Raw genomic sequence first — 13,442 nt, forward strand, 5'->3', positions numbered from 1 at the left:
TTAATGGCTATGTTTAAAGTTAATGGGTAAAACATATTGAACTCTTACAGGCTGACCTCCCCGCGTACCTGGTTTCCAAGGGGAAGACATTTTTATAAGTCGTAGCGCTTCAGCATCCGTAGCTTCAGATAAACTTTTGGCAATTTTTATATCGCTAAGGCTTCCATCTTTTTCTACTACAAATAGAACATATACCCTGCCTTCGATTGTTTCTCCTTTAGGATATTTAAAATTTTCATCAATGAACATAGCAAGCTTTCGAAGCCCTCCCGGAAATACAGGAACCTGTTCAACCGATGTAAATACAGGTTCTTTCGTCTTTGTTGTATCAGTTGTTTGAGCTTTGGCGGCAGAGATTCCCAGCATGAAAATTGCCGTAAGTAAAATTTTCTTCATCTAATTTTTCTTAAGTGAAATTTACACTAACGGTCAATTAACTTTTGTACTATCTAAAACCTGCACTGCCTGCATGGTGAAAAATTGTATTGGTACGGTGTATTTTGATTTGATAAAATGACCATCGCGCATAGCCGGTATCCATCTTTCAGAAAGCTTAATTACCCGTAACGCCTCTTTGTTAAATGGATCACTCATGCCTTTAACCACTTTTACGTCGGTTAAACGGCCATCGCTTTCAACAAAAAAGCTTATGGTAACAATGCCTTCCCCTCCGCTAACATTTTCAGGCCATTTTAAGTTTTTGTTCAAAAAACCATGAAAAGCTTTATCGCCACCACGAAAATGCGGCGGGGTAAGTTTTTGAGCTTTAACGCTTATTGAACAAATAAGGATGATAAGGATGGGTAGAAATTTCTTCATCCTTAAATATAAATCAATTCTCCCTCACCAGCAAGCCATCCGCAAAATCGTGAAGGTACTGCTTATGGCCTTCAGGTAAATTAATGGCGTCAAGGGCAGCAAATGCTTTGTCAGCATAAGTTTGCATGGCTTCTTCTGCGTGTTGCCTGATATTAAGCTCATTGTATATACCAGTTATTACTTTAACCTTTTCAACACTATCAAATTCGGTAGCGTTTAGCCAATTACTTAATGTTTGTGCTTGATTGTCCTTAGCCAGTTCAAGCGCACGGATCAATAAAAAGGTTTTTTTATTAGAAATGATATCGCCGCCAACCTGTTTGCCAAACTTTTCAGGATCGCCGTACACGTCCAGTATATCATCCTGTAACTGGAAGGCTATGCCCAGGTTTACGCCAAAGGCATCAATCAGATCGGCATCGGTTAAAGCTGCGCCGCCAATAATAGATCCTATTTTTAAAGTGCCGCCCAGCAATACTGCTGTTTTAAGGCGGATCATGTTGATATACTCTTCAATACTTACGTCGTTGCGCTGCTCAAAGCTCATGTCAATCTGCTGGCCTTCGCACACACCGGTTGCAGTATCGTTAAAAACATCAAGTACCTTGCGCAAAATGTTGTCATCAACCTTCATCATCATGCGGTTGGCTTCAACCATCATGGCATCACCCGAAAGGATAGCCACATTGGTGTTCCATTTTTCATGAACGGTTGCTTTGCCACGGCGTAGCGGAGCTTTATCCATAATGTCATCATGCATCAGCGTGAAGTTATGGAATACCTCTATAGCCAGTGCAGGCTCAATAGCTTTATCAACGTCGCCGCCAAAAAGATCGCAGGCCAGCAGGAGCAGGGCTGGGCGCATTCGTTTGCCGCCAATAGATAAAATATAGCTTATCGGTTCGTACAAATCGGCCGGATAAGCCGGGTAGCTTAATTTACCTACTGCATCATTTATTAGTAACTGTAACTCTGTAAGTTGTTTCATTTATTTAGGGGAACCTTGATTTGCCTGATTTTAGAATTTCCTGATGCGATTAGCAAGTTTTTTTGATCAAGTAATCTTAAAATCAAGTAAATCATGGTTCATTATTCTTGTACCAATATAAAATCTATCTGTTTTTTGGTTAGGTCAACCTGTTTTACTTTGATCTTTACTTCATCGCCCAACTGGTAAATTTTCTTTTTACGCTGACCGATGATGGCATAATTTTTCTCGTCCAAAGTATAAAAATCATCCGAAATATCACGCAGGCGAATCATGCCTTCACATTTGTTTTCAATGATCTCTACATACATACCCCATTCGGTAACACCCGATATGATGCCCATAAAGGTGTTGCCAACCTGGTCGCGAAGATACTCAGCTTGTTTATATTTTACTGAAGAACGTTCTGCATCTGCCGCTTTTTTCTCCATTAATGAGCTGTGCGAGCAAAGTTTTTCATAAAACTCGGCATTGGCCGATTGACCGCCGTTCAAATAATGGAACAATAACCTGTGTACCATCACATCCGGATAACGACGAATTGGCGAGGTAAAATGTGTGTAATGGTCAAAAGCCAAACCGTAATGACTGCTGCTTTTCGTAGTATAAATAGCCTTGGCCATTGAGCGGATGGCGAGGTGTGTTAACACGTTCTGTTCTTTCTTGCCTTCCACATCCTCCATCAGGTAATTGAGCGATTTGGCCGTTTCCTTGTCAGATTTGGTATTGATCTTATAACCAAACCTTGCCGCAAACTGGGCAAAATTGGCCAGTGCATCGGGCTTAGGTGAATCGTGTACACGGTATACAAAAGTGTATCTGTGTTTGCCCTTGCCCATTTTACTTACATACTCGGCTACTTTACGGTTAGCCAGCAACATAAAATCTTCAATGAGTTTGTGGGCATCCTTACGCTCTTTCACATAAACGCCCGTTGGTTTGCCGGTTTCATCCAGCTTGAATTTAACCTCGGTGGTTTCAAAGCTGATAGCCCCGTTTTTAAATTTACGGTCGCGCAGCCTATAAGCCAGTGCGTTTAGCTTAAATATTTCTTCTTTAAAATCACCCTCACCGGTTTCTATTATTTCCTGCACTTCTTCGTAGGTAAAGCGCCTGTCCGAATAGATGATTGTTTTGCCATACCATTCGGTAATGATATTGGCATTTTCATCCATTTCAAAAACGGCCGAAAAGCAAAGTTTTTCTTCTTTAGGGCGAAGGGAGCAAAGGCCATTTGATAGCCTTTCAGGCAACATCGGGATTACCCTGTCAACCAGGTAAACCGACGTTGCCCGGTCCAAAGCTTCTTTATCCAAAGCCGAATCGGGGATGATGTAATGCGATACATCGGCAATGTGAACACCTACTTCGTAATTGCCATTGTCCAGCACACGGTAGGATAAGGCATCGTCAAAGTCTTTGGCATCAAATGGGTCGATGGTAAAGGTTGTGATATTCCGGAAATCGCGGCGTTTAGCAATTTCTTCAGAAGTTATTACGTCTGAGATTTCTTCGGCATCATGCTCTACCTCGGCCGGAAATGCCAGCGGAAAGCCATACTCGGCCAGGATGGCGTTCATCTCCGTGTCGTTTTCACCCTGTGCCCCTAAAATATGTTTGATACGGCCTATAGGGTTTTTAGCCTCGGTTGGCCAGTCGGTAATTTCAGCTACAGCTTTAATGCCATTTTTAGCCCCGTTCAATTCGGAGATAGGGATAAAAATATCATGCATCATCTTGCGGTCGTCGGGGATGAAAAAGGCATAGCGCTCAGAGAGTTTAACGATACCGGTAAACTCCATCTTGGCGCGCTGGAGGATTTCGATAACCTCACCCTCTTTATGTTTGCCCTTGCTTTTGGCATATACATACACCTTAACACGGTCGCCATTAAGGGCAGTGCGGAGTTTACGCGGAGCGATGAATATGTCGCTCTCAAATTCGTCATCAGTAACGATAAAAGCCGAACCATCGTTGGTAAGATCAACTATGCCTTCGATAAAGGTCTTAAGTTCGAGCAGTTGGAATTTGCCCGGAGAAATTTCTTTTAGAACAGATTTTTTTACCTCGTCTTTTAAGATCTCATAGATGATCTCGCGCGATTCGGGATCACGCACGTTTAATTTAGCAGAAACCTGTTTATAGTTGAGTGGCGTATTGCCGTTTTGTTCAAATATATCAAGTACCATTTGGGCAAGTACCTGGTGTATAGAAGAGTTGTTTTTCTTGTGTTTAGACATAGAATAGAATTTGCATCAAAGATACTGAATTTTGGGGTGTACAGCTTGTTGTATTGCCCCCTATATGATAGGTTAATCAACCCGGTATCGAAGCTATCAGCCTTTTAGTATATTCTTCTTTAGGGCGGTAATAAATATCGTCAGGATAACCTGTTTCCACTATTTCGCCCTTGTTCATCACCATCATCCTGTCGGAGATATGCTTGATTACGGCCAGATCATGCGAAATAAAGATATAGGTAAGTTTTAATTCCTCCTGCAACTCACGGATCAGGTTCAAAACCTGGGCCTGTACCGATACATCAAGTGCCGAAACCGATTCATCGCAAATGATAAATTTAGGCTGAAGCGCTAAAGCTCTCGCTATCACAATCCGCTGGCGCTGCCCGCCCGAAAACTCGTGAGGATAACGGTTAAAATGTGCCGGCTGAAGATTAACCCGCTCAAGCAGCTCAATTACTTTACGCTTTCGGGTTGCGTCATTGCTGTAAAACTGATGCACCTGCAAGGGTTCCATAAGTGATTGCCCAACAGTAAGCTTGGGGTTTAATGACGAATAAGGGTCCTGAAAAATGATCTGGATATCCTTCCTGATCTGTCGCAATTCGTCCTTTTTAAGCCCGCGAAGATCGGTACCCTCAAAAGAAACCCTGCCCGATGTAGGTTCAATCAACCTTAGGATACTTCGCCCTAAAGTGGTTTTGCCACAGCCCGATTCGCCGACGAGGCCTAAGGTTTCGCCCGGGTACACATCAAAGCTTACATTGTTCACTGCTTTTACAACATGGTCTTTCCGCTTAATGAGGCCTGTATCTGTGGGGAACCATGTATTTAACTTCTCTGCTTTTAACAGCGGCTGCTGTTCATATAGTTTTCGTTTTCTTCGAGCAATTTCAACATCCGGATAATGATATAATTCCCTGATGCTTTCGATGGTTAATGCCGGTTTATCTTCATTCAGAAAATCGGCTACAACAGGTAGCTTTTTTAAATGCTGTTGCGGCGAAGGGCGGCATGCCAGTAAGCCTTTGGTATATGGGTGTTTAGGGTTTGCAAACAGAGCATTTACCGTAGCTTCCTCCACAATTTCGCCTTTGTACATTACCAAAACCCGGTCGGCTATTTCTTTGATCACCCCTAAATCATGAGATATAAAGATCAGGCTCATGTGCCGTTCGGCTTTGAGCTTATGCAATAATTCAATAATTGTTTTCTGTACGGTAACGTCGAGCGCTGTGGTTGGCTCATCGGCAATCAAAATCTCCGGGTTACAGGCCAAAGCCATAGCAATCATTACCCTTTGTTTTTGCCCGCCTGATATTTGATGGGGATAACTATCAAATATCGCCTCAGGGCGGGGCAATTGGACTTCTTTGAACAGATCGATGGTTTTTTCTTTGGCTTCGACTTTGCTTAACCCCAAATGCAGCCTGATGGCCTCTGTAAGCTGAAAGCCGCAGGTAAGTACTGGGTTAAGCGATGTCATCGGTTCCTGGAAGATCATGGCCACCTGGTTGCCGCGTATATGCTGCATTTCATCTTCTGATAATTTACACAGGCACACGCCGTTTAAAAGCACCGAGCCTTCAATTACAGCCTGATCTTCGTTCAGCAAGCGCATCAGCGCAAGCGAAGTGACAGATTTACCCGACCCTGATTCGCCTACAATGCCAATGGTTTCGCCTTTATCAAGGGTAAAGGAAATTCCTTTTACAGCAGCAAACTGGCTTTTGCCACCCTTAAAACTAACTGACAGGTCGGTTACTTGAAGCATCAGCCTACTATGGTTATAAATTCATCCGGTATCAGTTCCTCGCCCCTGTAGCGCCTTAATAATTGTGCTGTGGCAACCACATCCTTTTGGCAGTAAGCACAAATTCGCTCTAATTGATTTTCCTGCCAATAAACCCTACCAACGTCACTGCCGTCAATATCGTCTTTAGGGGTAGGGATATTAAAAATAGTGCTGAGCAAGTTTAAAGAGGTATAGTGTTTATAATCACCAAACTTCCACAGCTCCATGGTATCCAAATGGGAAATTTCCCAAGGCTTTTTACCTGCTATTTGTAATTGTTGCGGAAAAGGCATACCGTTTACCAATAACCTTCGGCAGATATAGGGAAAGTCAAATTCTTTACCGTTATGAGCACATAAAATAAGGTTAGCAGGCTGACTGAAAAGTAGGGTGCAAAATTTGGTAAGCAATTCCTTTTCATCATGTGATGCAAAAGATTTTACCCGCAAGCCTATATTCTTGCCGGCAGTAAAAATCCCGGCCGAGATGCAAACTATTTTACCAAACTCGGCCCAGATGCCGGCACGCTCATAATGGGTGTCGGCAGGTTCGTCCTTGCGCTGGTGCCGGGTTTTAAGGTCCCATAAAACCTGCAAATTTTCGGGCAGTTGTTCGTGACTGCTGTATTGGGGTACAGTTTCAATATCAATTACCAGTATATTATGCAGATCGTATTGTTCAAGCATCCCGTTAAAAATTACGGAAGCAAGATAATGATAATGTTATTAGATAATAACGATAGGGATTTAGTTTACAGAAAAATTAAGAAGGCCAAAACTGAGTTTTATTTCTTCAATATTTCAAACCCTATGCTGATGGTATTGCCATTGCCATCAACCAAAGTAAGGATATGTTTACCCGGAGGCGGATTTAAGGCCATTTGATGAAAGTCTTTGGTTTCGCCAACGTATTGATCATCCAAATGCCAAAATATTTTCATCCCCGGCTGGCGGTGGGCAGCGTTGCAGATCATACGGCCACGCGTACCGTCAGCCTCGAGGGGGACATATATTTTAGCGTCATTTTTTGGATAGATAACTTCCATGGTGTTTCCGTTTTCGGCCTGGGCACAATCCGGGCGGAATGGTGGAAGCACATGATATTGGTAGTTCCTGGCTTTGTAATAGTATTCCATAGATGGCGGCAGCACAAACCAGCTTTTATTGAGGATATTATCCGGTGGTTCGCAATTACCGTTTACCTGCCATTTGGCATCGGCAGATAGATGAACCAACTGATGGTAGGGACAAACCGGGGCTTTTAACCCACTTTTGGGTACAAATTGTTCTTCGATGTCCTGGCAGTATTGTCCTGCACGATAACCGCTTTGTCTGCATACATTTATTTTTACCATTTCGCCCATGGGCATCTCAAACCAGTCGCGCGATACCGGTAGAAGTCTGAAAATCTCGAACAGGGCAGGGGCGGCGGTATTAATACCAGTTAATCCCGGTCTGCCTTCACCATCGGTATTGCCAACCCAAACACCAACTACATATTTGGGTGTAACGCCAATGGCCCAGCCATCCCTAAAGCCAAAGCTTGTCCCGGTTTTCCAGGCAACACGTTGGCTTGAGCTAAACTGTTGCCAAAGCATTTCCTCGCCGGGGCGCATTACTTCTTCCATAGCCTGGAAAGTATAATAAATGGAAGCTGCGTCCAATAATCCTGATTTTTGAAGTTCCGGTTTAGAAATTTCTTTTTTTTCATAAACGGGATTATGAAAATCGGCAGCATCATACTTGCCGTTGTGTTTGTTGTAATGATTGAGCACCCGGGCCATATCTGCATAAGCGCCGCTTAATTCCCAAAGCGTGTTTTCACCTCCACCCAATATTAATGAGAGTCCGTAATGATCAGCAGGCTTGGTTAATGTGGTGATGCCGGCTTTATGCAAAAAATCATAAAAACGCTCGTATTTATATTGCTGCAGCATTTTAACTGCCGGTACATTTAGCGAACGGGATAAGGCCCGTGATGCAGGTACGGCACCATCGTAACCCAGGTCAAAATTTTCGGGATGGTAACCAGCTATCATGGTAGGCACATCGGGCATAAGGCTGCTGGGTAATATCAGGCCATCGTGTAGCATGGCTGCATAAAGCAGCGGTTTTAATGTACTTCCGGGACTTCGGGGGGCGTCAATCACATCAACGTCGCTTTCCATCTGCGGATCTTCACGATGGGCTATATTGCCCGCGTAAGCGAGTGTAGCCCCGGTTTCAACATCAAGTACAATGGCGGCTATGTTGTTGATATCATTCGCTTTTAATAAACTATGGTGCTGCTCCAGGATATCATTTACCTGCTGTTGAAGCGATGATTTGATACTGCTTGTAATGCGCGTATCTCCATCGGGATTTGCCTGGTGGTCTGCTTTAAAGCGTTGTAGCAGGTGCGGGGCGAGCTGGGGCAAAGGCATTGGTCTATCGGGTACTGGTTCCAACCGGGCAAGGGCCGCAGTGGTACTGTCGATAATACCCGCTTTATGGAGCTTATCCAATAACGAATTTCGTTTGCGGAGCAGAATAGCCCTGTTCCGGCCGGGGTGAACTAATGAAGGAGAGTTGGGCAACACAGCCATAGCTGCCATTTCGCCCCAGGAAAGTTTATCAGGACTGCGGCCAAAATACCGCCATGATGCTGCGTCCAATCCAATAACATTGGTGCCAAAGGGGGCATTACTGCTGTATAAAGCTAAAATCTCGCTTTTGCTATATGTTATTTCAAGGCGCATGGCCATGAAAATTTCCTTTAGCTTGTTCCAGATGTTACGTTTATGTTTGGTTGCCAGCCTGATCACCTGCATGGTGATTGTGCTGCCACCGCTGCTAACTTTTTTTGAGCGGAGGTTTTGTTTGATGGCCCTGCTAAAGGCAACAATATCAAAGCCTGGATGGTGTTCAAAACGTTTATCCTCAAAAGTAATGATGCATTGCTTGAATTTTTCGGGCACATTGCCATTGTAAGGGAAGCGCCATTGCCCGTCATTGGCGATGGATGCACCAAGTAATTGACCCTGATCATCGTCAATTACGTACGAAGTTGGACTATTAAATAAGGGTTTGGGCAAACAAAACCAAAATATGAGGGTTAAAACAAGCAAAAAGAAAAGGGAGACTATTACTTTAGGCCTTTTTAAATAACTTTTAGCTCGTTTTAGCACAAATTGCATTACTAAATATAAAAATATTAAGCCAGTTCAGGTTTATACAACTATAATTGTGGCAAAAATCTACCAGGCAATAATACAATAAATGACGATACAAAAATTATCAATTATTATCCCGGCTTATAACGAAGGTAATACCATACATTTAATTTTAGATAAAATTAAAGAGGTAAACCTTATCAATGATATTGAAAAAGAAGTGATCATTGTGAATGATTGCTCAAAGGATGATACAGAAGCTGCCATTTATAAATACAAGCTTGGTAACCCTGATGTTAATATACAATACTTTAAACACGAAGTAAACAAGGGTAAAGGTGCTGCTTTGCATACGGGGATCTCAAAAGCTACCGGCGATTATTTGATAATCCAGGATGCCGACCTTGAGTATGACCCTGCCGAATATAATGACTTATTAAAACCTGTTGTAGCTGGCTTTGCTGATGTTGTTTATGGTTCGCGATTTATGGGGAGCAACCCTCACCGCATCCTGTTTTTTTGGCATACCATTGGTAACAGGTGGTTAACCTTTGCCTCAAACTGGTTTTCCAATCTAAACCTTACAGATATGGAAACATGCTACAAGTTATTTAACACTAAGCTTATTCAATCCATTAAACTTACCGAAAAGCGTTTTGGATTTGAGCCCGAGGTTACCCAGAAAATTGCACGTGTGCCCCGCATCAGGATTTATGAGGTAGGTATTTCGTATTACGGTCGTACTTATGAAGAAGGCAAAAAGATAGGATGGAAGGATGGAGTAAGGGCTATTTACTGTATCCTTAAATTCGGTTTATTTAAATCAAAGTAGACCGGTGTCGTAAAACCGGATTGCAGCCTGATCTTCACTTTCATAAGCCAGTGTAGCCAAGTTGTTATCGTCAAGTTTGAAAGTTACCAGCTTAACTACTTTAGATGAATTGATGATCTTATTGTTTATCTGGTGATTACCATCTAAAGAAGGAATGTCTTTAAGTCGCTCGTCCAGTCCCTGGCTCGTAAGTTTGGTAATGGCTTCTTTACGGGTCCAAAGGAGAATGAATTTTTCTTCCGGGTTACTTTGGTTAATGAAACTGATTTCATCTTCACTAAAATTATCGGCAAGGATTTCTTTATAGGCGAATGAACGATCAATTTTTTCTGTATCGATACCCACTCCAGTTTTTGATACGGCTATGGTTACCCATTCATCTGAGTGAGATACATTATAGTTGACAGTAGCCCCGGTAGTTTTTACAAAAGGTTTTTTGTTTGCCCCAATCTCAAAACGGATATTTTCAGGTTGTTGGCCGAGATATCTGCCTAAGATGATCCGCAGGGCACAGCGGCTCACCACAAAACGCTGCCTGTCTTTTTCCTGATAGTAGCGTTCCGCTCTTATTATTTCATCAGGCAGTAATAGTTTTATAAACTGTTCGATAAACGGGAGGTGCCCGACAATTTTAATTCTCCAAACATCAACATGAGCATCTGTGGTAAGGTTGAGACTAACGTCCTGCTGCCATTCAACATTGTCAAGATAACGGATTTCAACCTTTACTACTTCCATAACTTATTTTTTAGCCGCTTCATCGAGGCAATTTTGCAAGATTTTTGCAAAGATCTTATCGTTGGGAGCCTTAAATATCGAGTTATGCTCGCCGGGCATAGGGTGTACGTTAACTCCTTGTAATGCATAAGAGTTTAATTCAATCAAAATATTAAACTATAAAATAATTATCCTGTTGGCTAATAATCAATGTTTTACTGCTTCCGTTGCACCTTTTCCCAAACAGCACTTTGCTTCGTGCTGAAATAACGGATGATACCGGCCAACACTGCATAGTTCATAACACAAAAATAATAAGGGATAAAAAGAACTTTGATACGCAGTTGCCGCTTTTCCATTAACAGGCCAAGCAAGGCCAGTAAATAAAACAATACCTGTGCCAATAGTAGTCCCTGCATAGCTGTTTCCCCGGGTTTAAGCGCAAGGGCGATGTTGAGGATAAATGATAGGATAAGGAGGAAGGGGGTAATTGTCCATCTTAAAACCCGGTGACTGATATATTGAAATGATAAAATGGGGTAGCGGAATGGGTTAAATAATTTTTTAAGCCTTAAAATAGACTGGATGCCACCGGCGGCTATCCTAACCTTCCGTTTTAATTCTTCCGAAACATTTTCGGATGCAGTTTCGGTAGCATACGCTTCAGGTTCATAAATAATGCGGTATCCTTTGGCTGCTATCAGCATCGAAATCATGAAATCATCAAGTATGGTATCCGGCTCAACGGGCTGGTACAATGAACGGCGTACGCTAAACAGCTCACCTGCTGCACCAACAACCGAATACAGTTCAGAGTCCCATTTTTTCAAAGCCGATTCATATTTCCAGTAAAAACCTTCACCGGCGGCGCTGGCATCGGCATTTTCATCAATATGCACACGTTTTTCGCCGGCAATTGCACCTACTGTCGCATCGCTGTAATGTCTGCAAATTTTTATCAGCGCATCTTTATTCAAAAATGTATTGGCGTCTGTAAATACAACCGCATCGGTATCAACATATTCCATAGCACGGTGTACGGCAGCTATTTTGCCTGCCCGTTCGGGTCTGTGCAATAATTGTATTTGTGGGTAGCGGGCAATAATATCAGGGGTTTTGTCTGATGATCCGTCTGTAACAAAAAGTAATTTCAGTTTTCCTTCGGGATAATTAAGCTGAAGACTGTTGCTGATCTTTTGTTCAATAAAATATTCCTCATTATAAGCGGCAATTATCAAAGTGCAGGAAGGCAGTTCATCCATATTTTCTGAAGGAAGTGGCTTTTGGCCTTTAAACGCCCTTTTGATCCTGATGATCAGGTACAGAAAAATACCGTATCCGGCAAAAGTGTAAAAAACAATGAAGAGGCTTATGGCTAAAATTATTTTCATGCTATGGTGTTAATGGGATATCCTAAATTGCTGCTGTTTTTTGAGTGTGTAAAATTCCACCATACTGCTTTAAGAAGCATCGGTATAAAATCATATTGTTTTTCTTTGATGTAATTGACCAGGTTTCGGGGCACTACAAGCAGCAAAAAATAAAAATAAAAGAAGATCTTTTTGAAAAACGGAGCATTTCTGCGGATAAACAGGATCCTGTTCCGGTTCATAAAATATTCCTTAAGCTTGCTTTTTTTGCCTACCGATACAGATTCCTTATGATAAATGAGTGCATCGGTGCAAACCCAGGCGTTAAAACCTGCCCTGATAATGTGTTCGCACCAGTCAACCTCCTCATAATATAGAAAGAAGTTTTCGCACATCATACCTGCTTTTTCAATGGCTTCTTTTCTGATCATCATGGCAGCTCCATGGCAATATGCAGTAGGCGCAGTGATATGATCAAACTGCCCTTCATCTTTTTGCTTTAAACCTATAACACTATTGCGACAGGTATAATAGTTCATTGGGGTGTAACCCGCATATTGGATCAGGTTTTTATCGCTAAAATATTTGATTTTGGGCGATAGCATGCCTACTGCCGGGTTACCGTCCATAACTTCAACCAACTTTTCAACAAGGCCTGAGGTAAACTCAGTATCATTATTTACCATGAAAATATAATCGCCGGTTGCAACTGTGAGCCCGAGGTTATTACCACCCGCAAAACCGAGGTTAATATCCGAGCGGATAAATATTATTTCGGGATATTTTATTGTCCAGGCAGGTACAGGATCCGCTTTACTTGCATTATCAACAACAATTATTTCGATATTACTATAAGTACTTGTATTTTTAATCGATAATAACATTTCTTCGGTTACCGAAGGCTGGTTGAAATTTACGGTTACAACAGAAACTTTTTTCATTTAAAAGGGGTTATTATCAATATGGCTTTTTACGGCTAATATGAGTAAAAGTTAACCAATTATATCAACTATATTCCTTTGAAAAATAACCTGCCCAATAATGATGAGTCATTGCTTAATATAAAAGCTGATGAACTTATATTGCTGCTAAAAAAGGAGAATATTGATAAAGAACATATTAAGGCAATACAGCAAAAAATAAATAGCGCTGTCGACAATAACTCAAGCTCACAAAAATTTGATGCCTTTAGCGGATTAAACCAGGAACAAAGCCGCCTGGACATGATAACAAATCTTGAACTTTTACTTACCCAACACCCGGTTGATAGCCGGGGATCAAAGGAGTTCCTGCTGCGCGAAAAATTAAAGCGCGTAGTATTAATAGCAATTGCAGTTACCATGATCATACTTGGTTTGGCGATGATCATCATGCCGGCGCCGCCGTATTTTGAAATGTTTACCATTTTTTATTTTTCAAAGGATGACGGCATAACTTTAATGGATGTAATATCAGTATTAATAGTATTAACAGGTGTATATTTGTTTATAAATGCCCTACTCCGGAAAGTTAATTCCTGAAAGTACAAAC

At 41.9% G+C, this 13,442-nt stretch carries 12 protein-coding genes; 2 read left to right on the forward strand and 10 right to left on the reverse strand.

Going from position 1 to position 13,442, the window contains the following annotated elements; all coding sequences use genetic code 11:
* The 7 genes from AC59JO_RS19870 to pbpC form a co-directional block, all read right to left on the reverse strand.
* Positions 1 to 396, reverse strand: a complete 396-nt coding sequence (locus AC59JO_RS19870; RefSeq protein WP_413667625.1) for an energy transducer TonB — start codon at positions 394 to 396, stop codon at positions 1 to 3.
* A gap of 33 nt (positions 397 to 429) precedes the next feature.
* On the reverse strand, positions 430 to 819 hold the full coding sequence (locus AC59JO_RS19875; RefSeq protein WP_413667626.1) for an energy transducer TonB: 390 nt from the start codon (positions 817 to 819) through the stop codon (positions 430 to 432).
* Between the two features lie 13 nt (positions 820 to 832).
* Positions 833 to 1,807 carry a polyprenyl synthetase family protein gene (locus AC59JO_RS19880; protein WP_497307408.1) on the reverse strand — a complete coding sequence of 325 codons (975 nt, stop codon included), beginning with the start codon at positions 1,805 to 1,807 and terminating at the stop codon, positions 833 to 835.
* Positions 1,808 to 1,908: 101 nt separating this feature from the next.
* The gene (gene rnr, locus AC59JO_RS19885) at positions 1,909 to 4,047 is read right to left on the reverse strand and encodes a ribonuclease R (protein ID WP_413667628.1); all 2,139 of its coding nucleotides are present in this window, start codon (positions 4,045 to 4,047) and stop codon (positions 1,909 to 1,911) included.
* A 76-nt stretch (positions 4,048 to 4,123) separates the two neighbouring features.
* On the reverse strand, positions 4,124 to 5,821 hold the full coding sequence (locus AC59JO_RS19890; RefSeq protein ID WP_497307410.1) for an ABC transporter ATP-binding protein: 1,698 nt from the start codon (positions 5,819 to 5,821) through the stop codon (positions 4,124 to 4,126).
* Positions 5,821 to 6,528, reverse strand: a complete 708-nt coding sequence (locus AC59JO_RS19895; protein WP_497307412.1) for a 3'-5' exonuclease — start codon at positions 6,526 to 6,528, stop codon at positions 5,821 to 5,823. Before AC59JO_RS19895 ends, AC59JO_RS19890 begins: the two co-directional genes overlap by 1 nt.
* A 98-nt stretch (positions 6,529 to 6,626) precedes the next feature.
* A complete protein-coding gene (gene pbpC, locus AC59JO_RS19900; protein ID WP_497307414.1) occupies positions 6,627 to 8,915 on the reverse strand; it encodes a penicillin-binding protein 1C in 2,289 nt (762 codons plus the stop codon).
* 184 nt (positions 8,916 to 9,099) lie between these two features.
* Here pbpC and AC59JO_RS19905 point away from each other — a divergent pair, with 184 nt between their 5' ends.
* Complete coding sequence (locus tag AC59JO_RS19905; protein WP_497307416.1) at positions 9,100 to 9,825, forward strand: glycosyltransferase family 2 protein; 726 nt, start codon at positions 9,100 to 9,102, stop codon at positions 9,823 to 9,825.
* Here the strand turns inward: AC59JO_RS19905 and AC59JO_RS19910 are convergent.
* The 3 genes from AC59JO_RS19910 to AC59JO_RS19920 all read right to left on the reverse strand — a co-directional run bounded on the left by AC59JO_RS19910 (position 9,817) and on the right by AC59JO_RS19920 (position 12,853).
* On the reverse strand, positions 9,817 to 10,563 hold the full coding sequence (locus AC59JO_RS19910; protein WP_497307418.1) for a 4'-phosphopantetheinyl transferase family protein: 747 nt from the start codon (positions 10,561 to 10,563) through the stop codon (positions 9,817 to 9,819). The two genes, AC59JO_RS19905 and AC59JO_RS19910, sit on opposite strands and share 9 nt — an antisense overlap.
* Before the next feature lie 194 nt (positions 10,564 to 10,757).
* Complete coding sequence (locus tag AC59JO_RS19915; protein ID WP_497307420.1) at positions 10,758 to 11,933, reverse strand: glycosyltransferase family 2 protein; 1,176 nt, start codon at positions 11,931 to 11,933, stop codon at positions 10,758 to 10,760.
* Positions 11,930 to 12,853, reverse strand: a complete 924-nt coding sequence (locus AC59JO_RS19920) for a glycosyltransferase family 2 protein (RefSeq protein WP_497307421.1) — start codon at positions 12,851 to 12,853, stop codon at positions 11,930 to 11,932. The genes AC59JO_RS19915 and AC59JO_RS19920 overlap by 4 nt, the downstream gene beginning before the upstream one ends.
* A 78-nt stretch (positions 12,854 to 12,931) precedes the next feature.
* Between AC59JO_RS19920 and AC59JO_RS19925 the strand changes: the two genes are divergently transcribed.
* Entirely contained in the window at positions 12,932 to 13,432 is a 501-nt protein-coding gene (locus tag AC59JO_RS19925) for a hypothetical protein (RefSeq protein ID WP_497307423.1), read from the forward strand.
* Positions 13,433 to 13,442 lie beyond the last annotated feature (10 nt).

The sequence above is a fragment of the Mucilaginibacter sp. A5337 genome, from assembly GCF_059690695.1.